20 protein-coding genes and 2 pseudogenes are annotated in these 20,662 nt (G+C 73.6%); 9 read left to right on the top strand and 13 right to left on the bottom strand.

From position 1 onward, the window contains the following. The first annotated feature begins 1 nt into the window (after position 1). From ACZ5WK_RS18795 to ACZ5WK_RS18775, 5 genes and pseudogenes are all read left to right on the top strand, one after another. The gene (locus tag ACZ5WK_RS18795; protein ID WP_465548510.1) at positions 2–1,951 is read left to right on the top strand and encodes a hypothetical protein; all 1,950 of its coding nucleotides are present in this window, start codon (positions 2–4) and stop codon (positions 1,949–1,951) included. Between the two features lie 243 nt (positions 1,952–2,194). Further along, positions 2,195–2,515: pseudogene (locus ACZ5WK_RS18790) on the top strand (iron chelate uptake ABC transporter family permease subunit); the annotation flags it as partial. A gap of 374 nt (positions 2,516–2,889) precedes the next feature. Continuing rightward, positions 2,890–3,177 (top strand): annotated as a pseudogene (locus ACZ5WK_RS18785) (ABC transporter ATP-binding protein); the annotation flags it as partial. 152 nt (positions 3,178–3,329) lie between these two features. Continuing rightward, the gene (locus ACZ5WK_RS18780; protein ID WP_465548509.1) at positions 3,330–3,548 is read left to right on the top strand and encodes a hypothetical protein; all 219 of its coding nucleotides are present in this window, start codon (positions 3,330–3,332) and stop codon (positions 3,546–3,548) included. An 8-nt stretch (positions 3,549–3,556) separates the two neighbouring features. Further along, entirely contained in the window at positions 3,557–4,030 is a 474-nt protein-coding gene (locus tag ACZ5WK_RS18775) for a hypothetical protein (RefSeq protein WP_465548508.1), read from the top strand. A gap of 106 nt (positions 4,031–4,136) precedes the next feature. On the opposite strand, the gene ACZ5WK_RS18770 is transcribed toward ACZ5WK_RS18775, so the two are convergent. The 5 genes from ACZ5WK_RS18770 to ACZ5WK_RS18750 form a co-directional block, all read right to left on the bottom strand. Then, positions 4,137–4,370: a hypothetical protein gene (locus ACZ5WK_RS18770; protein ID WP_465548507.1), complete on the bottom strand. Its 234-nt coding sequence runs from the start codon at positions 4,368–4,370 to the stop codon at positions 4,137–4,139. Next, on the bottom strand, positions 4,367–4,798 hold the full coding sequence (locus ACZ5WK_RS18765; RefSeq protein WP_465548506.1) for a hypothetical protein: 432 nt from the start codon (positions 4,796–4,798) through the stop codon (positions 4,367–4,369). Before ACZ5WK_RS18765 ends, ACZ5WK_RS18770 begins: the two co-directional genes overlap by 4 nt. A 191-nt stretch (positions 4,799–4,989) precedes the next feature. After that, a complete protein-coding gene (locus ACZ5WK_RS18760) occupies positions 4,990–6,573 on the bottom strand; it encodes a sensor histidine kinase (protein WP_465548505.1) in 1,584 nt (527 codons plus the stop codon). Next, the gene (locus tag ACZ5WK_RS18755) at positions 6,570–7,304 is read right to left on the bottom strand and encodes a response regulator transcription factor (RefSeq protein WP_465548504.1); all 735 of its coding nucleotides are present in this window, start codon (positions 7,302–7,304) and stop codon (positions 6,570–6,572) included. The genes ACZ5WK_RS18760 and ACZ5WK_RS18755 overlap by 4 nt, the downstream gene beginning before the upstream one ends. A 105-nt stretch (positions 7,305–7,409) precedes the next feature. Beyond that, on the bottom strand, positions 7,410–8,426 hold the full coding sequence (locus ACZ5WK_RS18750) for a serine protein kinase RIO (RefSeq protein ID WP_465548503.1): 1,017 nt from the start codon (positions 8,424–8,426) through the stop codon (positions 7,410–7,412). Positions 8,427–8,895: 469 nt separating this feature from the next. On the opposite strand from ACZ5WK_RS18750, the gene ACZ5WK_RS18745 reads away from it, so the two are divergent. Then, the gene (locus ACZ5WK_RS18745; RefSeq protein ID WP_465548502.1) at positions 8,896–10,254 is read left to right on the top strand and encodes an FAD-dependent oxidoreductase; all 1,359 of its coding nucleotides are present in this window, start codon (positions 8,896–8,898) and stop codon (positions 10,252–10,254) included. Positions 10,255–10,394: 140 nt separating this feature from the next. On the opposite strand, the gene ACZ5WK_RS18740 is transcribed toward ACZ5WK_RS18745, so the two are convergent. From ACZ5WK_RS18740 to ACZ5WK_RS18720, 5 genes are all read right to left on the bottom strand, one after another. Next, positions 10,395–10,844 carry a helix-turn-helix transcriptional regulator gene (locus ACZ5WK_RS18740; RefSeq protein ID WP_465548501.1) on the bottom strand — a complete coding sequence of 150 codons (450 nt, stop codon included), beginning with the start codon at positions 10,842–10,844 and terminating at the stop codon, positions 10,395–10,397. A 112-nt stretch (positions 10,845–10,956) separates the two neighbouring features. After that, positions 10,957–13,362 carry an ATP-binding cassette domain-containing protein gene (locus ACZ5WK_RS18735; protein ID WP_465548500.1) on the bottom strand — a complete coding sequence of 802 codons (2,406 nt, stop codon included), beginning with the start codon at positions 13,360–13,362 and terminating at the stop codon, positions 10,957–10,959. 270 nt (positions 13,363–13,632) lie between these two features. Beyond that, the gene (lysA, locus tag ACZ5WK_RS18730) at positions 13,633–15,081 is read right to left on the bottom strand and encodes a diaminopimelate decarboxylase (protein ID WP_465548499.1); all 1,449 of its coding nucleotides are present in this window, start codon (positions 15,079–15,081) and stop codon (positions 13,633–13,635) included. A 106-nt stretch (positions 15,082–15,187) separates the two neighbouring features. Continuing rightward, the gene (locus ACZ5WK_RS18725) at positions 15,188–15,421 is read right to left on the bottom strand and encodes a hypothetical protein (protein ID WP_465548498.1); all 234 of its coding nucleotides are present in this window, start codon (positions 15,419–15,421) and stop codon (positions 15,188–15,190) included. Between the two features lie 334 nt (positions 15,422–15,755). Further along, positions 15,756–16,214: a carboxymuconolactone decarboxylase family protein gene (locus ACZ5WK_RS18720; RefSeq protein WP_396324979.1), complete on the bottom strand. Its 459-nt coding sequence runs from the start codon at positions 16,212–16,214 to the stop codon at positions 15,756–15,758. Between the two features lie 179 nt (positions 16,215–16,393). On the opposite strand from ACZ5WK_RS18720, the gene ACZ5WK_RS18715 reads away from it, so the two are divergent. Beyond that, complete coding sequence (locus tag ACZ5WK_RS18715) at positions 16,394–16,780, top strand: hypothetical protein (protein WP_465548497.1); 387 nt, start codon at positions 16,394–16,396, stop codon at positions 16,778–16,780. 60 nt (positions 16,781–16,840) lie between these two features. Here the strand turns inward: ACZ5WK_RS18715 and ACZ5WK_RS18710 are convergent, their stop codons facing one another. After that, positions 16,841–17,191, bottom strand: a complete 351-nt coding sequence (locus ACZ5WK_RS18710; protein WP_465548496.1) for a VOC family protein — start codon at positions 17,189–17,191, stop codon at positions 16,841–16,843. A 167-nt stretch (positions 17,192–17,358) separates the two neighbouring features. Here ACZ5WK_RS18710 and ACZ5WK_RS18705 point away from each other — a divergent pair, with 167 nt between their 5' ends. Then, positions 17,359–18,222, top strand: a complete 864-nt coding sequence (locus ACZ5WK_RS18705) for a hypothetical protein (RefSeq protein WP_465548495.1) — start codon at positions 17,359–17,361, stop codon at positions 18,220–18,222. A gap of 24 nt (positions 18,223–18,246) precedes the next feature. Here ACZ5WK_RS18705 and ACZ5WK_RS18700 read toward each other — a convergent pair whose 3' ends face one another. Beyond that, positions 18,247–18,717 (bottom strand): hypothetical protein, encoded by a 471-nt coding sequence (locus tag ACZ5WK_RS18700; RefSeq protein WP_396324935.1) that lies wholly within the window; start codon positions 18,715–18,717, stop codon positions 18,247–18,249. A 45-nt stretch (positions 18,718–18,762) separates the two neighbouring features. Beyond that, positions 18,763–19,248 (bottom strand): cupredoxin domain-containing protein, encoded by a 486-nt coding sequence (locus ACZ5WK_RS18695; protein WP_465548494.1) that lies wholly within the window; start codon positions 19,246–19,248, stop codon positions 18,763–18,765. A 404-nt stretch (positions 19,249–19,652) separates the two neighbouring features. Here ACZ5WK_RS18695 and ACZ5WK_RS18690 point away from each other — a divergent pair, with 404 nt between their 5' ends. Continuing rightward, positions 19,653–20,567, top strand: coding sequence for an alkaline phosphatase family protein (locus tag ACZ5WK_RS18690; protein WP_465548584.1), 915 nt, complete (start codon positions 19,653–19,655; stop codon positions 20,565–20,567). Positions 20,568–20,662: the final 95 nt, after the last annotated feature.

Raw genomic sequence — 20,662 nt, 5'->3', positions numbered from 1 at the left:
CATGACAGCTCCAGCTCCGACGCATGCCGTCTGGGACGCCACGGAGGTCACCCAGTCGGTGCAGGACCTCCAGCACCGCGTCGCCCTGATCGCCGGCAAGGTCACCGTGATCCGCGTCTACGTGAGCGGCACCAGCGGACCCGCCGCCGGTGTGCGCGGTACCGTCACGCTGATCCGGTCGACGACGGACCCCGGCGTCAAGGTGACGTCGGTCAACACCATCGCCCTCGACCCCAACGCCGCCCAGGACCTCGCCGCCCGCCGCGCCGACGCGGACCTGAGCCTCAACTTCATCGTGCCGCCCACGCTGACGGCGGAAGGGGCACTCAGCGTGAGCTCGGTGACCCTCAGTGATGCGCTGACCGGTGCCGTTCTCCCGCTCGGTGCCACGGGCGCCGGCCCGACCGTCCTGTTCCGCAGCGGCCCGCCGCTGCGGATCCGCGTCCTCGGACTGCGCTACAGCACGACGGACCCGCCGGGCACCTTCACCCCGCGGGACCTGGACTTCAACGCCCTGGTCAGCTGGCTCAAACGCGCCTACCCGGTGGCCGAGGTCATCAGCTCACACGCCGTCATCGACGCCACCGCCACACCACCCTTCACGTGTGAGGACACCAACGCCCAGCTCGCGGCCATCCGCAACCTGGACATCAGTGCCGGCGGTGACCGGCGCACCCACTACATCGGCCAGGTCGCCGACGGCGGGTTCTTCCTGCGGGGGTGCTCCTCCGGCCTCCCCGTGGCGGCCGACCCGAGCGTCGTCGCCTCGTCGCCGTGCGGTTCGGCGCCGTTCGGCTGGGACTTCGACGGCACCTACGGCGACTGGTACGGCGGCCACGAACTCGGCCACACCTTCGGCCGCCGGCACCCCGGCTTCTGCGGTGAGTCCCCGGACGACCGGCAGGGCTACCCCTTCCAGAGCGGGCAACTCGCCGACGGGCCGGACACCTTCGTCGGGTTCGACGTGGGCGACCCGGCGCTGAACCTGCCGATGAAGGCCAGGCCGGGGATGCGGTGGCACGACGTGATGACCTACTGCGACCGCCAGTGGATGAGCAGCTACACCTACGAGGGCATCCGCCGGCGGCTGGCCGCCGAGGACTCGCTCGTGGCCGGTGCCCCGCTGCCCGAGGACACCCCGGTGTCCGCCGCCGCCCCGCTCACCGTCGCCCAGCCCACCGTCGTCCCGGTCGCCGGGCGTCCCCGGCCCGGGGGAGGCCGCCCCGACGAGCGGTTCCCGAAGCTGTCCGTCAGCCTCGCGCCTCAACCGGCGGCCGAGCCCGCGCTCCGGGCGGCCGGAGCCGCTCCGGAGGCCGAGCAACTCGTCAGCGTCGTCGGCACGGTGAACCTCAGCCGGCGCGAGGGCGGCATCCGCTTCGTCAATCCGGTGACGCCACTGGCCGCGCAACCCGCCCAGCCCGGCGGTGCGGCCGGTCCGGACGGTGAGGCCGCCGGTCCGAACGGCGGGACCCGGGTGGTCCTGCGGATCCGGCAGACGGACGGCGCACCGCCGCGCGAGATCCCGGTCCCGGTCAAGCTCGCCTCCGAGCTGGGCCCGAACGACGACCGCACCGGCCTGGTGGACACCGTCGTGCCGGTCGGGGCCAGCCCGGAGGCGATCGAGCTGGTCGTCGGCGGCCAGGTCGTGGACACCTTCCGCCCCGGCGGCGCGCCGCCGGCCCTGCGCGCCGCCCGCCACGCGAGCGCCGAGGCCGGGGCGTTCGGGCTGGCGCTGGACTTCGACAGGGGACCGGAGGCCGGCCAGACCTTCGCCGCACAGGTCAGCACCGACGGCGGCGCCACGTGGCAGACGATCGGCGTCGGCCTGAAGGAACCGACGATCCAGGTGGACCGCAGCCAGTTCCGCCCGGGCGACCAGGTCCAGCTGAGGATCATCTCGACCAACGGGTTCACGAGCACGGCAGCCGACATCCAGGAGATCCAGGTCTGAGCGGGCCTCCTCCGCGGGGCCGGCCCCGGGAACGGCCGGCCCCGCGGTGGCCGCTGCTCCCGGGGCGCCGGGATCACTCCCCGCCGGCCGGGTCGGCCCGGGCCGACGCCTCCTCCCGGAGCTGCTCCGCCGGAGGCGGCCATCACCTTGATCCCGCCGGCGGCCCTGGCCGCCTGGCGCAGCTGCTCGGCGGCCGCCTCGAAGCGGGCCTTGGCGTCGGTGACCTTCCTGGCCGTCAGGTCGGCGCCGAGCGCCCGGCCCGCCGTGACCAGGGCCGCCGCGATCGCCGCGGTGACCCTGCTCTGCGGGTCGGCGACGGCGGCCTGCGGCCCGGTCGTCTTCGTCGGGCTGATGGTCCCGCACTTCGTCCGCGCGCTCACCGGGCCCGACCTGCGCCGGCTGTTCCCCTACTGCGCGGTCCTCGCGCCCGTGCTGCTGCTGGGCGCCGACGTGCTCGGCCGGCTGCTCGGCCGCCCGGGAGAACTGCAGGCCGGCATCGTCACGGCGGTGGCCGGCGGCCCGTTGTTCCTCTGGTTCGCCCGGCGCCGGAGGGTCGGCGCATGAGCCGGCGATCGACTGGAAGGTCCCTATGAGCGTCATCAGGTTCGGCGGCCGCTCCGTCCGCTACCGCCCGCGCGCCCTGGCCGCCGGTGCGGCCTGCGCGCTCGCCGCGCTGGCGGTCGGCGTTTTGGCCCTCGGCAGCGGCGACTACCCGCTGAGCCCGGCGGACGTCCTGCGCACCCTCACCGGTGGCGGCTCCCCCCGCCGAGGACTTCGTGGTCAACGAGCTCAGGCTGCCCCGGCTGGCCGCCGCCCTGCTGGTCACCGCCGACTTCGCCGCGCAGCGGCTGTCCGCCGACCACCAGCTGCCGGTCGGCGTGGTCACCGGCGTCCTCGGCGGCGGCTATCTGATCCGGCTGCTGGCCACCGAGCGCGCCCACCAGATCGAGATCCTCGACCTCTGCGCCCGCCTGCACGAGGAGCGCGGCCGCACCCTGGTCGCCGTCCTGCACGACCTCAACCACGCGGCCCGGTACGCCACCCACCTGATCGCCATGTGCGACGGCCGGGTGGTGGCCGCGGGCGAGCCGGCCCGGATCGTCACCGCCGAGCTGGTCGAGGGAGTCTTCCGGCTTCCCTGCCGGGTGATCGACGACCCGGAGACGCACACCCCGCTGGTCGTCCCGGCCGCCCGGAAGCCGGCCCGGGCGGGTGCCCGGCACTGAGCGACCGGGCGGCGGGACCGTCCGCCGTCCGGAGGCGCGGACCGGCAGAAGGCCTTCGCACCCGAACAGGTTACAGATCGTGCGACGTCGGCAGCCCCGTGCAACCGTGGCAACGCCACCAACCGTGGCAACGTCAACACCGGGAGAACCTCATGAGCGCCGAACGTATTGAATCGAAACAGCTCGCCGCGGCTGCCGCCCAGGGCGTCGCGATCGCGATCGCGGCCCGCCACCGCGCAGGCGAGTTCGACATCTCCAGGCCCATCGTCGCCGGCTTCTTCCCGGAGGAGCTGTTCGAAGTGACGCTGGCGCAGAGCTTCGACGGACAGTTCGCGGTGAAGAACGTCCAGCCGCTCAAGGCTCCGCGGTAGACCCCGCCATGCCGCAGGACAACGCCGACGACGGCGGAGGACTGCTCTGCCCCAGCGCGCCGGCGGACCCGGCCGGGTCGGTCCTGATCGGGGTCGTCTCGGGCACACCCGATGCACCGCGGGTCGTCCCGACCGCGCACGCGATGCCCGTCAGCCTTGAGATCATCGAACTGGCCCGGCCCGCCTCACCCGGCGAGGTCTTCCGCTTCGCAGGGGCCTGCCAGGCATCAGGCTGCATCCACTTCAGGAACGCGGCCTGCCAGATCGCCGCCCGCAGCGCCGTGCTGCTGGACGAGGTGGTCGAGGACCTGCCGAGATGCCCGATCCGTGCGCAGTGCCGCTGGTTCCACCAGGAAGGGCCCTCGCTCTGCCGGCGCTGCCCGCAGATCGTGACGGAACAGTACAGGCCGTCGGCGGAGATGCTGCGGATCGTGAACGAGAACGATCCGCCCGCGAGCGCCGGCGCCGGTCTCGCACCGTGAACCGACCGCCCGTCGGAGGCTCGCCTCCGACGGGCGGTCGGCCGTGCCCGGTAGCCGTGCGTGGGCGGCCGTGTGTGGGCGGCCGTGTGTGGGCGGCCGTGAGTCGTCAGCCGTTGTCGGCTGCCGCGTCGGTGTCCGCCTGGGCGGCGGCGCTCTCGGCGGCGTCCAGTTTCTGCTGCATGTCCTGGGCCTGGGCGCTGTCGGCCGCACCGCCGTCCTGCTTGCCCGCGGAGGAGCCGGTGGTGGCCCCCGTGTGGGATCCGGAGGGGCCACAGCCGGTGAGGAGGGCGGCTGCCGCCAGGGCCAGCGCCGCGAGCGCGGCGGCCGGGCGGCGGGTCACTTGCCGGCCCCCTCGTTGTGGGCGGCGCACCAGGTCGCCACGGCCTTGAGGTCGCCCTGGCGGGCCTGCAGCGTGGTGACGAGGGCCTTGCGGGCGGTCAGCCGGTTGGTGAGGTAGGTCTCGATCTCGGCGTGGCCGGCGGCCTTGGCCTCCGTGACCCGCTGCTGCAGGCGGGCGACCGAGCCGACCACGGTTGCGTCTCCGTTGAGCCGGTTCAGCGCCTTGGTGACTCGCTCCTCGGTCTTGGGCAGCCGCTTGCAGATGTTCTTCGCACCGTCACTCTTCGGCGTCGCCGCGGCGGTCGGGGCACCCGACGGCGAGCCGCCCCCGTCGGCATGGGCCGGCACGGCGGCGAGCAGCGAACCGGCGATGGCGAGGGCGCCGAGGGCGGCGGCCTTGCGGCTGACGGACACACGGTTGGCGGGCATGTGGCTTCCTTTCTCCGTTACGGGTGCCGGCACCGGCCGGGCACACAAGGACCGGCCGGTGCCGGGACGGTCGCCAGGAGAGTAGGACGGCTCTTTGTGGATTCCCTGTGGAACGGGGAACGGGGAACGGGGAACGGGGAACGGCGGCAAGCGGCGGGCCGCGGGCGGCAGTGGCGGAGCCGGACGGCGGCTCAGTGGCCGGTGCCCGAGATCCAGTCGCGGCCGGCCGGCAGCTCGATGGTCGGGGCATCGGGGCGGGGCCGGGGCAGCCTGACCTCCATCCGGCAGCCGCCGCCGGGCGGGGTCGTGATCCGGACCGTCCCCCGGTGCAGCGCTACCTGCTGCGCGACCAGGGTGAGGCCGAGGCCCGAGCCGGGGCTGTCGCGCCGGCGGTGGAACCGGCGGAACACCGCCTCCCGCTCGGCCGGACCGATCCCGGGGCCGCGATCGTCCACGGTGAGCCGCACGGTCTCGCCCTCGGCCGCGAGCCGGAGCGCCACCTGCGCCGGCTCCTGCCCGTGGCGGCCGTGCACAGCGGCATTGCCGAGCAGGTTGGCGAGCATGATCCTCAGTCCGGGCTCCCAGCCGAACACCCGCACCTCCTGCGGGACGTCCGCCGTGAAAGCCGCCTGCGGATGGCGGCGGGCGGCCTCGCCGACCGCCGCGTCGGCGACCTCGGCGAGGTCCACCGACCGGAACGCGTCCACCTGTACCAGGTCGCCCCGGGCGAGCGCGGCCAGCGCCGTGAGCAGGTCGAGCATCCGGGCGTGGTCGTCCCGCAGCTCGGCGACGATCTCCGCCCGGTCGGCGGCGGGCAGATCCGGGTGGGCGGCCAGCACGTCCAGATTGGTGCGCAGGCTCATCAGGGGGGTCCGCAGTTCGTGCGAGGCCGTGGAGGAGAACGCGCGGGCGGTGTCCAGGGCCTGGGCGGTGCGCCGCGCCTGCTCGTCGTAGCGGGCGAGGAGGAGCGCGAGCGCGGCGGAGAGCTCGTCCACCTCCGTCGTCCCGGTCCGCTCCGCCACGAAGCCGCGACCGGCTGGGCCGGGGGTGCCGGCCGGATCGTCGGCGTCGGCCGGACGGGGTGCACCGGCCGTTCCGCCGGCGGTGTCCGGCCCGCCGGCGGTGTCCGGCCCGCCGGCGCCGTTCGCCCCGGGGGTGCCGGCCGGTGCCGCCGGGTCGAGCGCGGCCGCGCGGCGGCTGAGCCGGCGCAGCGGCGCCGTCGCCCGCTCGGCGAGGACGAACCCGATCAGCGCGGAGACCGGCGCCGCGACCAGCGCCACCAGCAGTACCCGCCGCCGGACGGCGGCCGTCTCACTGTCGGCCTGCCCCGCGGGCGCCACCACCCAGAGCGTGCCGCCGGAGCCGGCCGCCCCCGCGGCGCCGACCCTGACGGTCAGCACCCGCCAGGCCCTGCCCTGGTCGCGCACCGTCATCGGACCGCCCGGCACGGCGGGGAAGGCCTCCGCGTCGGCGGGCTGCGGACCGACCGACAGCAGGACGGACCCGTCCTGGCCGGCCACCCGCACGCCCGCGTCCAGAGCCGAGTCCAGCACCTTCCGCTGCTGGGTCTGCTCGGCCTTGGGCCGGCCCTTGCTGTCGGCGGCCACGAGGGCGCGGACGCTGGGCAGGACGGCGGCCGCCCGGTCGTTGAGCCGGGTGTCCTGCTGGTGGCGCAGGTCCCGGCCGACCAGCGGCAGGAGCAACAGCCCGGCCAGGGCCACCAGGAGCGGCACCACGGCGGCCGCCCACAGCGCGATCCGGGTGGAGAGCTTCACGGCGACCCCGCCCCGTCGCCGCCGGGTATCCGCAGGACGAAGCCGACGCCCCGCACGGTGTGGAGCAGCCGGGGCCGGCCGCCCGCCTCGATCTTGCGCCGCAGGTAGCTGACGAAGGTGTCGACGGCGTCACTGCGGACGTCGAAGTCGTAGCCCCAGACCCGCTCCAGCAGCACCTCCCGGGAGAGCACCAGGCCGGCGTTGCGCGCGAGCTGGGTGAGCAGCTCGAACTCCCGGCGGGTGAGCCGGAGTTCCTCGCCGTCGAGCCGGGCCTGCCGGGTTGCCGGATCGATCACCAGCGGGCCGGCCACCACCCGCTCGTCCGGTTGCGGGGGCCGGCGGCGCAGCAGCGCCCGCAACCGCAGCACCAGCTCCTCCAGCGCGAACGGCTTCACCAGGTAGTCGTCCGCCCCCGCCTGCAGCCCGGCGACGCGGTCGGCGGGCTCGTCCAGGGCCGAGAGCATCAGCACGGGGATGTCGTCGCCACGGGTCCGCAGGGTGCGGCAGACCTCGGCGCCGCTGAGGCCGGGCATCGACACGTCGAGCACCAGGACGTCCGGCGCGGCGGCCGCCAGCACGGCGAGTGCGGCCTCGCCGTCCTCGGCCAGGCTCACCGAGAACCCGCTCAGCCGCAGGCCGCGCTCCAGGGTGCGCCGGATCGCCGCGTCGTCGTCGACCACCAGCACCCGGCCGGCGGGGCCGCCCACGGCCCCGGGCCCGCTCCCGTTCATCGGCGCCTCCTCTCGTCCGGGCTGCCGACCCTCTCATACGCATCGTGCGGGCCCGTGCCGGGGGTTGGCCGGGGCGCGGCCGGCCCTCCCCCGCGGCCACCGGGCTCACCCCAGCCGTGCGTCGAACTCCAGCGACTCGACCAGCTCGCCGACGCGCCGCTCGGGCAGCCCCCGGGCGACGAACCAGGCACCGACGTTGCGCACGTCCCGCTCCAGGAACGAGCGCCCGCGCGGGTTGGCGACCACGTCCACGATCTGCGGCACGTCGATGATCACCAGCCGACCGTCGTGGACCAGGATGTTGTACGCCGACAAGTCCCCGTGGGCGTAGCCGTCACGGGCCAGCAGCGAAAGGCTGCGGCCGAGCTGCTCCCACAGGTCGTCCACGTCCGCCTCCTCGGCGCGCACCTGGGCGAGCCTCGGCGCCGCCGTGCCGCCCGCGTCACCGACGAACTCCATGAGGATCTCGGTGCCCGTGATCTGCACGGGGTACGGAACGGCCACGCCGGCCGACCAGAGCCGGCACAGTGCCGTGAACTCGGCGGCGGCCCACTGCCCGGCGATGGCCTCCTTGCCGAAGGCGGTGCGCTTGGCCATCGCCCTGGCGATCCGGCTCTCCTTGTGCTGACGGCCCTCCAGGTACCCGGAGTCGCGGTGGAACATCCGGTGCTGGGCGTCGCGGTAGCGCTTGGCGGCCATCAGCGTGCGCCGGCCGGTGCCCGGCACGCCGCGCTCGAGGAGGAAGACGTCGGCCTCCTTGCCGGTCTTGACGATCCCGAGTTCGGTGTCGACGGCCGCGAGTTCGGTCACCACCCATGCGGGGCGCGGCTGGGGCCCCTTCTCGGTGGGAGTGGACTGGTCCCAGGTGGACCAGCGATCGCCCTCGGCCGGACCGTCGGCCGCCGGCGCCGGGAAGGCGGAGTCGTCGGAGTGGTCGTCGAAGGCGCCGGAACCGGAAGGCCCGGACGCGACATGCTCGGAGGACTCGAAGGGCTCGAAGGCCCCGGAGTGGGTGAACTCGGGCTCGTGGTCGTCGAACCGCTCGGACCGGCGGCCGCGCCGGGGTGCGCCCTTGGGGCGGATACGGGAGAAGGAATCGCTGTCGGAAAAGCGCTCGCGCACTGCGGTGGCTCCTGAGGAACGGCCCACCGGTGCGCCGGATGCGACGCGTCGTCAGCCGGTGGGCGAAAGACGGAAGAGAGAGGCGTATGGCGCGCACACGAAAGCGCGCCGCGACAGGGCGGCAACCATTCGGACACACCTCCTCTAGGTCTCTACGTCAGTCCTCACGCGGCAAAAACCACGGCCACGCCAACTGCGCAGCGAGAACGGCCATAGCCTAGCCCTCCTCAAGATCGACGCAACCGAATTAACGGCCACGGCCTGCCCGGCACGGGGTGCGGCAGGCGTCGGCCGGTCCGTCGTGGGTAGGCACAGGGGCGGCACCGCACCCGCGGGAGGCCGGCCGCGACGCGGGACGACCGAACATCCACACGTCCCTCGTTCGGGTGGACATCTCCTCAACACCGGTATTCCAGCGGGGAGTTGCCGCAAGGGTGGACCGGTTCGCAAATCTGCTGGCGGAGGCCGTATGGGCAAGAAGTACGCATCGGGGAAGGCCGTCGTGATCGGCGGCAGCTACGCGGGGCTGGTGACCGCACGCGTCCTGGCCGAGTTCTTCGGCGAGGTGGTGGTCGTCGAACGGGACGCCGTGGACGACCGTAGCGGGGCGCATCCGAGTGCGCCGCAGGGGTATCACGCACACGCGATGCTCGCCAAGGGCGGCGAGGTCCTGGAGAAGCTGTTCCCCGGGCTGCGGGACGAACTCGCCGCCCTCGGGGCCCCCGTGTTCGACTACGGGCAGGGCATCGACTTCCTGCTCCCGACCGGGTACGCGCCGCGGCAGCGGACGGGGGTCATGATCCAGACCTTCACCCGGGACGAGCTGGAGCGGCGGATCCGGGGCCGGGTGCTCGCCCTCCCCGAAGTCACACTGATGCCCTCCGCCCGGTGCGAGGGGCTGCTCCGCGACCCTTCCGGCCGGGTGACGGGCGTCCGGATCAGCCGGCAGGCCGCCGATCCGGAGGAGATCGCCGCCGACCTGGTGGTCGACGCCTCCGGCCGGACCAGCAAGCTGGAGGAGTGGCTGCGCGCGGGCGGCGTCGCGGTGCCGCCGAAGCGGGTGGTCAGGGCGAAGGTCACCTACACCTCGATGAACTTCGACCGGCCCGAGGACCGGCCGGCCGACTTCCGGATCGCCTACCAGATGCTGTCCGCCCCCACGGTGCGGGAGGCCGGCGTGCTGCTGGCGGTCGAGCACAACCGCTGGACGTGCTCGCTGTTCGCGTTCGAGGACGAACCGCCCACCGACGACGACGGCTTCCTCGGCTTCGCCAAGGGCCTGCGCAACCCGCGGCTGGCCGAGCAGATCGAGCAGCGCACCACCCAGGAGCCGACCTACCGCTACACCAACCTCGACAACCAGTGGCGCCAGTACCACGCCGTCCGGGACTGGCCGGAGCGGCTGATCGCCCTCGGCGACGCGGTCTGCGTCTTCAATCCCGTCTACGGGCAGGGTCTGACGGTGGCCGCGATGGAGGCGGACCTGCTGCGCCGGATGCTCGCGGCCCGGCGGCCCGGGGAGGGCCTGGACGGGCTGGCCCGGGCCTGCCAGAAGCGGGTGGGGCGGCTCCTGCTCGCGCCGTGGACGCTGTCCACCAACTCCGACCTCATGTGGAACCCCGAGAGGCAGCCGCTCGGCGCCCGGATCGCGCACTGGTACAACGCCCGGCTGTTCCAGGTCGCCGTGAAGGACGCGGGGGTGTGGGCCCGGTTCGTCCGGGTCGTGAACATGACCGCCTCTCCCGCGGTGCTGTTCCACCCGTCCGTCGCTCTGAAGGTCCTCACCGCGGCGACCACCGCCACAGGCCGCCGACCCCACCGGGAGTGACGCCCCGCCGCCTACGCCCTGGTCGCCCGCTGACCCGGCGGCCCCGGCGGCCCCGGCGGTGCATGGATGAACGGCTCGACGTGCCCGTGGGCGGCGCCCGGTCCTTCGCAGCGACCGGAGCCGCCGACCAGCCCCGGTCGCTACCGGGGCCGGTCGGCGGAGGCCGGGGTTTCGCGGGTCCTGATCGGTCTGGTCACCTGTTTCGCGGTACACGACGGCATCCCCTCCGTCGCGCCGGCCGCGTCGCGGCGGTAGGTGCTGGGCGACATGCCGACCAGTTCGGCGAAGCGGGTGCTGAAGGTGCCCAACGACCCGTAGCCCACCGCGAAGCAGACGTCGGTGACGCTGAGGTCGCCACGGCGCAGCAGCGCCATCGCGCGCTCGATGCGGCGCGTCATCAGGTAACCGTACGGCGACTCCCCGTACGCGAGCCGGAACGCGCGGCTGAGGTGCCCGGCCGACATGTGCGCGCCGCGGGCGAGCGCCTCCACGTCGAGCGGCTGCGCGTACTCCCGGTCGATGCGGTCGCGGACGCGGCGCAGCCGTGCCAGATCGCTCAGGCGCTGCGTCTCGTCGGGTTTGCTGGTCATCTTCGAGATCGTGCCACAGAGGGCACCGGTCGGGCAGGGGAATGCCTGCCCGACCCGTGGAACACGCTCCGCCGCGGGTCGGGCAGGCCACCGGTGCCGGCAGAGTCCTCCGTCAGGCGCCGACGTAGGCCGCGAGGTGCTCGCCGGTGAGGGTGGAGCGTGCGGCGACGAGGTCGGCGGGGGTGCCCTCGAAGACGATCCGGCCGCCGTCGTGGCCGGCCCCGGGACCGAGGTCGATGATCCAGTCGGCGTGGGCCATGACCGCCTGGTGGTGCTCGATGACGATGACCGACTTGCCGGAGTCGACGAGCCGGTCGAGCAGGCCGAGCAGCTGCTCGACGTCGGCGAGGTGGAGGCCGGTGGTCGGCTCGTCGAGGATGTAGACGCCGCCCTTGTCGGCCATGTGGGTGGCCAGCTTGAGCCGCTGCCGCTCGCCGCCGGACAGCGTCGTGAGCGGCTGGCCGATGGTGAGGTAGCCGAGCCCGACGTCGGCGAGCCGGACGAGGATGCGGTGCGCGGCCGGTGTGCGCGCCTCGCCGTCGCCGAAGAACGCCTCGGCCTCGGTCACCGACATGGCGAGCACCTCGCTGATGTCGCGGCCGCCGAGGTGGTAGTCCAGCACCGATGCCTCGAACCGCTTGCCCTCGCAGTCCTCGCAGGTGGTGGCGACGCCGGCCATCATCGCCAGGTCGGTGTAGACGACGCCGGCGCCGTTGCAGGTCGGGCAGGCACCCTCGGAGTTGGCGCTGAACAGCGCCGGCTTGACGCCGTTGGCCTTGGCGAACGCCTTGCGGATCGGGTCGAGCAGGCCGGTGTACGTCGCCGGGTTGCTCCGTCGCGAGCCGCGGATCGCACCCTGGTCGATCGACACGACGCCCTCGCCGGCGGCCCCCGGCTTCTGGGACAGCGACCCGTGCAGGAGCGAGCTCTTGCCGGAGCCGGCGACGCCGGTGACCACCGTGAGCACCCCGAGCGGGATGTCGACGTCGACGTCGCGCAGGTTGTTCGCCGTCGCGCCGCGGATCTCCAGCGCACCGGTGGGCTTGCGCACCGTCTCCTTGACGCGGGCCCGGTCGTCGAAGTGGCGGCCGGTGATGGTGCCGCCGGCCCGCAGCTCCTCGACGGTGCCCTCGAAACAGACGGTGCCGCCCGCCGAACCGGCACCGGGGCCGAGGTCGACGACGTGGTCGGCGATCGCGATCGTCTCCGGCTTGTGCTCCACGACGAGCACCGTGTTGCCCTTGTCCCGCAGCCGCAGCAGCAGGCCGTTCATCCGCTGGATGTCGTGGGGGTGCAGGCCGGTGGTGGGCTCGTCGAAGACGTAGGTGGTGTCCGTGAGCGAGGAGCCGAGGTGGCGGATCATCTTGACGCGCTGTGCCTCGCCGCCCGACAGCGTGCCCGAGGGCCGGTCGAGCGAGAGATAGCCGAGGCCGATCTCCACGAACGAGTCGAGGGTCTGCCGCAGCGTGGTGAGCAGCGGCGCCACCGCCGGGTCGTCGAGGGCGCGGACCCATGCGGCCAGGTCGCTGATCTGCATCGCGCAGGCGTCGGCGATGCTGGTTCCGCCGATCTTCGACGAGCGGGCCGCCTCGCTGAGCCGGGTGCCGCCGCACTCGGGGCAGGCGGTGAAGGTCATCGCCCGTTCCACGAAGGCGCGGATGTGCGGCTGCAGCGCATCGATGTCCTTGGAGAGCATCGACTTCTGGATCTTCGGGATCAGTCCCTCGTACGTCAGGTTGATGCCGTCGACCTTGATCTTGGTCGGCTCCCGGTGGAGGAGGTCGTCCAGCTCCTTCTTGGTGAACCTGCGGATCGGCTTGTCCGGGTCGAAGAAGCCGCAGCCGCTGAAGATGCGGCCGTACCAGCCGTCCATGCTGTAGCCGGGGATCGTGAGCGCGCCCTCGTTGAGCGACTTGCTGTCGTCGTAGAGCTGGGTGAGGTCGATGTCGGTGACCGAGCCCCGGCCCTCGCAGCGTGGGCACATGCCGCCGGTGATGCTGAAGCTGCGGCGCTCCTTCACGGTCTTCCCGCCGCGTTCGAGCGTGATCGCACCCGCCCCGCTGACCGAGGGGATGTTGAAGGAGTACGCCCGGGGCGAGCCGATGTGCGGCTGTCCGAGCCGGCTGAAGAGGATGCGCAGCATCGCGTTGGCGTCGGTGGCGGTGCCGACCGTGGAACGGGCGTCGCCCCCCATCCGCTGCTGGTCGACGAGGATCGCGGTCGTCAGCCCTTCGAGGACGTCGACCTCGGGCCGCGCCAGCGTGGGCATGAAGCCCTGCACGAAGGCACTGTAGGTCTCGTTGATCAGCCGCTGGGACTCCGCGGCGATCGTGCCGAAGACCAGTGAGCTCTTGCCCGAGCCGGAGACGCCGGTGAACACCGTCAGGCGGCGCTTCGGGATCTCGATGCTGATGTCCTTGAGGTTGTTCACACGCGCGCCGTGCACGCGGATCAGGTCGTGGCTGTCCGCAACGTGCAGCTCGGGCGACTGCGCGTTCGTCCTCGGGGCCGTGCTCATCGTGTCTCCATCTGTTGCGCGGGGCCGCCTTCAACTGCCGGGCAGCGCCGCCTCCGCGGTCTCCGCCGGCATCACCCGGCTCGATCTAACCAGCTTCGAGCCGCTCGGGGGCCTGCGCTTCTCGATTCCTGACCGGTCCGGCCTCCTGTCCCGCCGGGAAGGGCGGACCCCCTCGGAGTCCGGCCACGAGGAGCCGTCCCGCCGCCCGGCCCGTCGGGCAGCTGCGCGCCCCGGGTGCCCGCCTGCCCCGGGCTCTGCGCGTCCGCCCGGTCAGCGGCCGACCTCGCGGGAGCGGAAGTCGTCGACCGTCTCGCGGCGGATCAGCAGGCGGGCCCGGCCGTCACGGACGGCGAGGACGGCGGGGCGGCCGACCAGGTTGTAGCCGGAGGCCATCGAGAGCTGGTAGGCGCCGGCGGCGGGGACGGCCAGCAGGTCGCCGGCCCGCAGGTCGGCCGGGAGGCACGCGTCCCTGACCAGGACGTCGCCGGCCTCGCAGTGGCGGCCGACCACGTCCGTCCGGGCCGGCGGGGCGTCGGAGCGTCGGCCGACCAGCCTGACGGTGTACGGCGAGCCGTAGAGCGCGGGTCGGGGGTTGTCGCTCATACCGCCGTCGACCGCGGCGAAGACCCGGCCGTCGGCGGTGTGCTTCACGGACAGCACGCGGTAGACGGCGACCCCGGCCGGCCCCGCGATGGCGCGGCCCGGCTCGACCAGGAGGCGCGGCAGCGCGAGGCCGGCCTCCGCGCACCGGGCGGCCAGGCGGGTGGTCACCCGGCCGGCGAAGTCCGCGAGGTCGAGTTCGCCGTCCCCGGGCAGGTAGCGGATGCCGTGGCCACCGCCGAGGTCCAGCTCCGGCAGCTCGACGCCGTGGCGGTCGCGCAGTCCGGCCAGGAACCGCACCACGGCGTCCACGGCGGCGAGATAGGGCTCGACCTCGGTGATCTGGGAGCCCAGATGGCAGTGGAGGCCGGCCAGTTCGAGCCCGGGCTGGGCCAGCACGCGGGCCACCGCGTCGGCCGCGTCCCCGCCCTCGATCGCGAACCCGAACTTCTGCCCGCCGACGCCCGTGCGCACCGCCTCGTGATGGCCGGCGGCGATCCCCGGCAGCACCCGGACCAGCACCCGCTGCGGCGTGTCCGCCGCCACCAGCGCCGCCAGCCGGGCGATCTCCGCCGCGCCGTCGATGACGATCCGGCCGACCCTCAGCCGACGGGCGAGCCGCAGCTCCTCCGGGGTCTTCGCGTTGCCGTGCAGCACGATCCGGTGGGCCGGGAAGCCCGCCGAGGCGGCCAGCCACAGTTCGCCGGACGAGCAGACGTCCAGGCCCAGGCCCTCCTCGGCGACCCAGTCGGCCATCGCGCTGCACAGGAACGCCTTGGCGGCGTACAGCACCTCGGCGTGCGGCAGCGCCTGCCGGTAGGCACGGGCGCGGGCCCGCACCTCGGCCTCGTCCAGGACGTACAGCGGGGTACCGAAGCGGTCGGCGGCCTCCGCGAGGCCGACTCCGCCGACCAGCAGCTCCCCGACGGCGCCGGCGCGTGCCGAGGCCGGCCAGGGGCTGCCGGTGGCGGCTCCGCTACCGGGGGCGTCTCCCGGAGTGGCGGCCGGAACGGTGGCGGTCGGAGCGACGGCAGCCGGAACAGTGGCGGTCGGAACGGTGGCGGCCGACCGGCCGGGCAGCGGAAGGAGGGCGAGCGGGGTGGCGGACGGCTTGGTCATGGCGGGGTACTCCTGCGGGGAGGGCGAGGCGTGTCGGTGGCGGACCCGCGCACGGCGCGGACGGCGTCGGCGGACGGCCCGGGCAGACCGCGGACGGCGGACGCCGTCAGTCGAGGTACTGCATGGCGATCCGGCAGTGCGCCGCCCGCTCGCGCAGCGGCTGGGCACCGGCTGCGGACGGCCCGTCCGCAGACTCGTCCTCACCCGGCTCCTGCCGGAACGCCGGGACCGGCGCCGCGCCGGGGCGCCGCGGCAGGACGGCGGTCTGCCCGATCTGCCCGACACTGCGCAGCGGCCGCGCGACAGTGGCGACGGCGACGGCGGTCTGGGTCTCGCTCATGGTGGACGCTTCCTTCCGGGGTTCGAGCGGACCACCGGTTCGGGCCCGCTGCTCCAGTGGAGCCCCGGTGCGGGCCGGACGCAGCCGGCCTTGACGCGTGGCCTACGCGCAGGCGGCCGTCCTTGACGCCTTTCTGACATCCCTCGGGTGCTGGAGGGTGGTTCCCCTCCACCGGCACCGGTGCGCGCCGCCCACCCCGTCAGGAGCGGGACCCCTCGGGCCGCGCACCGCCGGGTGCGGCAGTCCCGGCAACCGTTCCCGGGGCGGCGGCGCTACCGCACAGGTCACGGCCCTGCCGGCACCGGGCCGGTGCGGCAGGCGGCCGGGCGGGGTGTCAGGTCCACTGCTCGGACGGGGCGACGCCGGGGACGGGCTTGCCGATCAGGGCGAGGGGGACGAAGAAGTTGACCTGGCCGATGGCGATGGTCAGGGTGGCGAGGGCCTTGGGGTCGTAGTGGCGGGCGGCCTCGGCGTAGAGGTCGTCGGGCACGCGCTCGCCGTGAGGGTTCGCGGTGAGGACGGCGTCGACCAGCGCGAAGGCGACGCGCTCGGCGTCGGTGAAGTACGGGGCCGTGCGCCACGTCGCCACCGCGTCGATCCGCTGGTCGGTCTCGCCGGCCTTGCGCAGCAGACCGGTGTGCAGGGCGGTCAGGTAGGTCGAACCGACGATCTGCCCAGCGCGCAGTTGGACCAGGCCGATCGTGGTGCGCGGCACCGAGCGGTTGCCCGTCGCCCGGTACAGCCAGCCGCCCAGCTCCTTCAGCTCCGGGACCAGCTCCGACGGGTCCGGCATCCGCGACGCCGACGCCGGCGCCGAGGTCACGGTGGTGTCGGCGGGCTGCTCGGTGGTGGTGATGGTGGTGTTCACAGCGGGTCCCTTCAGCGGTTTCTTCTGCCTACACCCCTCGACGGATCCCGGGCCGGAGATGTGACAGGCGCAGCCGAGAGAGTTGGGGCGGCGCCGCCGGCGCGGTGGTCTCCGACCCGCAGGACTGGTCCTGCTTCTACACCGCGCTGATGTCCGGCGAGCTGCTGCCCGCGGCCCAGTTGCGGGAGATGCTCACCACCGTCCCGATCGACCCGGCGAACCCCGAGCACGGACCCGGCTCCGGGCTGGGCATCCAGACCGCCACCACCCCGTGCGGCACGGTCTGGGCCCACGACGGGGGAATCACCGGCTACTCCAGCAGCAACTACACCGACCGCACCGCGACCATCCTTTTGTCGACGGAGCTCCTGTTCGAGTTCGACGCCGACCCGGGGATCGTCGAGGCGAGCAAGGCCCTTCAGACCGCCGTGATCTGCGCGATGTTCGGCCGAGCCGCCCCGCCCGCCCCCGCCGCGGCCCAGCCCGGCTGACCGGGGCGGGGCATGAGCTGTGCCGGCCGACGAACGGGTGCTGCGCGAGTTCCGGGAGAACTACAGATCGGTGGCCCGCGCGTGGCGGGGCTCGTACAGGCCCACCTCGGCGCCACCCGGCAGTCGGAACCTGGTCAGCCGCCCCCAACGCGCATCGGTGACCGGCTGGACGAACTCCACTCCCCTCGCGACCAGGGTCCTCATCGTCGCGTCGACGTCGTCGCACATCAGGTAGAGCTCCTGGCTCCCCGGGCCTTCCGTCGGATGCACGGCGATCTCGCTCGGCGGGAGCTTGAAGATCAACCAGCCGCCTCCCGCGTCGACGTGCGGATACTCCAGCACGTCCCTGAAGAACGCCCGGTCCGCTTCCGCATCGCGGCTGTAGACGATAACGTGCCCACCGATGATCATGCGGCCAGGGTAGGTCTTGGCGCGGGCAAACCGGTGGTTTGACGCCGTACCGGGTGTGTGCCGGTCACTGGCGGGTCGACCGGCCGAGCAGAGCCACCGCCCGGGGCCCGAGGGGATGGTGGCCTGCACGGCTCACGGTACGGGCGAGTTCAGACGGGGATGCGACAGTGATCGAGGTGGAGCGCCACGGGGCCTTCAGCGCCAACTGTGTCGGGCTGGAGCGTCTGCCGTTCCCGTTGAGCTTCAGCGTCCGCGAGGCCGACGGCTCGTGGATGATCAATGCAGCGGCCGCCCGGGCCGGAGAGTTGATCGATGTGCTCACCCGCACGGCGAACCACACGGTCGTCGTCGTGAACCTGGCGACGACCAGTTTCCTGCACGAGGACCACCAGCAATGGCGGCCGTCCCTGATCGCGGCGGAGCAAGGGGTCGACTGCACCGTCCACCCGGTCGGGGCATGGGCCTCCGGCTCCATCGAGCTCGGCGAGGAGTTCCTGGTGATGCACCGGGACAGCCTGCCCCGGTTCCTGAGCAACGACTGGTGGCCCTACGAGCTGCTGCTGGTCGACGTGCCATCGGGGGCGACCCCTGATCAGCTTGATGAGCTCGCTCTGGCCATCGGCACGGCCACCGACGACGAGCCGGTCCTTCCTCGCCTCGACGGCTCGCGGTTCTGGTTCTCCGGGCACGACGACTGCTACCTGGCGATCGAATCCACGGATCCGGCCGTGCCCGCCTCGGTCCTCGGCCGGCTTCTGGCCCTGCTGGCCGGCTCCGCTCTGGTCGGTGCCGACGGAGTCTCATCAGTGAGGGTTCCGGAACCGGACGGATCATTGCCGGAGCAGCTGATCGGTGAGAGCCCGCACTGGATCGGAGTCGTCGGGACCGCATCCGGGACCGTGGTGACCGTCAAGCTGTCGGCCCTGTCCCAGCCGTGGCGCCTCGGCCAGGAGCTGCCGGAGCGGGCCGGCCAGGTCGCTACGCTCGACCTGGAACGCGGCGTGTGGCATCTCGCCCCCGCCGAGTCGTAGGGAGCGAAGCCGGGAGGACCGGGGTCAAGCCGATCCGTCCGGGCCGGGCGCCTCGGTGCGCCGGAGTCTGCGCCGGCCGCGGGGGCGGAGCAGCAGGACGGTCAGGGCCGCCACCGCGACCGCCTGCGCCCAGGCGGCGGTGGTCTTGTCGGTGGACCAGATCGGTTCGTACATGTTGGGCAGCGGGCCGTGCGCTCCGACGTCCACGTAGCGGTAGAGGAGGATCGCGGCGAGGCCGGCGGCGGCGGTGAGCCAGGCGAAGGCGTCGCCGACCCGGTGGCGCCAGAGCAGGACGAGGACGACGGCGAGACTCGCCGCGGCGGCCTCGGCGCGGAACAGGGTTCCCTGGCTGATGTCCGCGGTGACGGCGTCGTACTGGCCGGCGAGGCGGGCGTGGACGGCGGCGTCCACGGCCAGACCGGCCGCCGCGAGCAGGCGCAGGACGGCGTCGACGGCTCGTCCGCGGCGCACGGTGCCTGGGGCGGGGCCGGCCATGACGGATACCTCCGGGATCGGTGGGACGGGTCGGTGGGGGGCGGGTCAGCCGACGGTGAGGGTGCCGTGCATGAACGGGTGGATCGTGCAGATGTAGGGGGAACTGCCGGGCTGGGTCGGCGCGGTGAACGTCGCCGACTTGCCCGGGGCGATGGTGCCGGTGTCGAAGGACTTGTCGGCGGCCGTGAGGGTGTGGGCGGCGGAGTCCTCGTTGGTGACGGTCACGGTCTCGCCGGGCCGCACGGTGAAGTCGGCCGGCTCGAAGAGGAAGTTCTTGATCGTCACCTGCACGGCGCCGCTGCTGGTCGTGCCCGACGGCGACGGCGTGCCGGTGGCGGACGCGCTCGCGGTGCTTGCGCTCGCGCTGACCGTGCCGGCGGTGCTCGTGCTCGCCGGGCCCGCGCTCGCGGTGGCGGTGCTCGCGCTGCCCGAGCTCGCACCGCCGTTTCCTGAGCTGCTGCTGGAGCAGGCACCGAGCGCGGCGGCGAGCAGAAGGGCACCGGCGGCCCGGAGCAGTCGGGAGGTGGCCACGGGGGCTCCGTTCGAAGGGGGCGGGAAGGACCGTCGCACCGGCGGGGCCGGCGGCGTGCCGGGCCGTCGCACGGGTGACGATGTCAGGGCTCCCGCCACACCTTCGGCACGGCCCGCCCGGTGAACGGTTCGCCCCTTCGGGAACCGGCGCCGAACCACTCCCCCGGGTGACCGGTGGAGGTCCGGACGGCGGACGGACCGCGGACCGGCGGCGGACCGGCGCGTGTCCGCCGAAGCCGTCACGACAGGCGCCGCTGAGCCGGGCATGCCGAGGGTCGGTGCCCCGTTTGCCACGCCCGGAGCACCGGGTTCTGCTGGAGGGGGAGGGGGTGACGGCGCCGCGGCCGCCGGCCTCGCATCCCACCGGGAGGAGAGTCGAGATGTCCCGGTCACAGCCCGCAACCATGAAGGACACCGTCGCACGGCGCCCCCGCACCCGCACCCACCGGAAACTCCGTCGGCGCTCCCGGTTCTCGGCGGCCCTGGGCCTGGTCGCCTCGGCCGGCCTCTGGACGGCGTGCGGACCGGCGGGCAGCACCACCACACACGCCGCAACGTTCCCCGCCCCGGACCACGTGGTGGTCGTGGTCCTGGAGAACCACCAGGAGGCGCAGATCATCGGCAACCCCGACGCGCCCTTCATCAATTCCCTGGCGAGTGGAGGCGCCGACCTCACCGACTCACGCGCGATCACCCACCCCAGCCAGCCGAACTACTACGCCCTCTTCTCCGGGGACACCCAGGGCATCACCGACGACAGCTGCGTCACCCCGGGCTTCAGCAACGCCGCCAACCTCGCGACGGAACTCACGAACGCCGGCCACAGCTGGGCCAGCTACAACGAGGACCTGCCCGGCCAGGGCGACACCACCTGCCGCAGCGGGCTGTACGCGCAGAAGCACAACCCCTGGTTCGGCTTCGGCAACGTCCCCCCGGACACCGCGCGCACCTTCGACCGGTTCCCGCACGACTTCGGCCTACTGCCGAACGTCTCCTTCGTCATCCCGAATCTCTGCAACGACATGCACGACTGCCCGGTGGCCACCGGCGACAGCTGGCTCAGGGACAACCTCGGCGGCTACGCGGCGTGGGCGCAGCAGAACAACAGCCTGCTGATCGTCACCTTCGACGAGGACGACTCGCACGGCGTGGACAACCGCATCCCCACCGTGCTCGCCGGCCAGCCGGTCGCTCCGGGGAGCACGAGCGGCACCCGCTACGACCACTACGACGTGCTGCACACCATCGAGTCCATGTTCGGCACCGCGCACGCCGGACGCTCGATGACGGCGTCCGACATCACCGGTATCTGGAAGTGACAGGGGCGGGCGCCGAGCGGAACCGGCCCCTGCGCACGCCGCGTGCGGCCCTGGCCGGGGCCGGTCGCGGGCGGCCCCGGCCAGGGCTCTGCGGT

It is taken from the genome of Kitasatospora sp. NPDC032757 (assembly GCF_055579305.1).
This window is presented reverse-complemented; position numbering and strand designations above follow the sequence as displayed.

Bases quoted from the DNA above. Each gene is read 5' to 3' on its own strand.
- ACZ5WK_RS18710 (WP_465548496.1), bottom strand. From the start codon at position 17,191: ATGATCATCGGTGGGCACGTTATCGTCTACAGCCGCGATGCGGAAGCG.
- ACZ5WK_RS18780 (WP_465548509.1), top strand. From the start codon at position 3,330: ATGAGCGCCGAACGTATTGAATCGAAACAGCTCGCCGCGGCTGCCGCC.
- ACZ5WK_RS18725 (WP_465548498.1), bottom strand. From the start codon at position 15,421: ATGAGCGAGACCCAGACCGCCGTCGCCGTCGCCACTGTCGCGCGGCCG.
- ACZ5WK_RS18700 (WP_396324935.1), bottom strand. From the start codon at position 18,717: ATGGCCGGCCCCGCCCCAGGCACCGTGCGCCGCGGACGAGCCGTCGAC.
- ACZ5WK_RS18775 (WP_465548508.1), top strand. From the start codon at position 3,557: ATGCCGCAGGACAACGCCGACGACGGCGGAGGACTGCTCTGCCCCAGC.
- ACZ5WK_RS18765 (WP_465548506.1), bottom strand. From the start codon at position 4,798: ATGCCCGCCAACCGTGTGTCCGTCAGCCGCAAGGCCGCCGCCCTCGGC.
- ACZ5WK_RS18690 (WP_465548584.1), top strand. From the start codon at position 19,653: ATGAAGGACACCGTCGCACGGCGCCCCCGCACCCGCACCCACCGGAAA.
- ACZ5WK_RS18755 (WP_465548504.1), bottom strand. From the start codon at position 7,304: ATGAACGGGAGCGGGCCCGGGGCCGTGGGCGGCCCCGCCGGCCGGGTG.
- ACZ5WK_RS18735 (WP_465548500.1), bottom strand. From the start codon at position 13,362: ATGAGCACGGCCCCGAGGACGAACGCGCAGTCGCCCGAGCTGCACGTT.
- ACZ5WK_RS18740 (WP_465548501.1), bottom strand. From the start codon at position 10,844: ATGACCAGCAAACCCGACGAGACGCAGCGCCTGAGCGATCTGGCACGG.
- ACZ5WK_RS18745 (WP_465548502.1), top strand. From the start codon at position 8,896: ATGGGCAAGAAGTACGCATCGGGGAAGGCCGTCGTGATCGGCGGCAGC.
- ACZ5WK_RS18720 (WP_396324979.1), bottom strand. From the start codon at position 16,214: ATGCCGGACCCGTCGGAGCTGGTCCCGGAGCTGAAGGAGCTGGGCGGC.
- lysA (WP_465548499.1), bottom strand. From the start codon at position 15,081: ATGACCAAGCCGTCCGCCACCCCGCTCGCCCTCCTTCCGCTGCCCGGC.
- ACZ5WK_RS18795 (WP_465548510.1), top strand. From the start codon at position 2: ATGACAGCTCCAGCTCCGACGCATGCCGTCTGGGACGCCACGGAGGTC.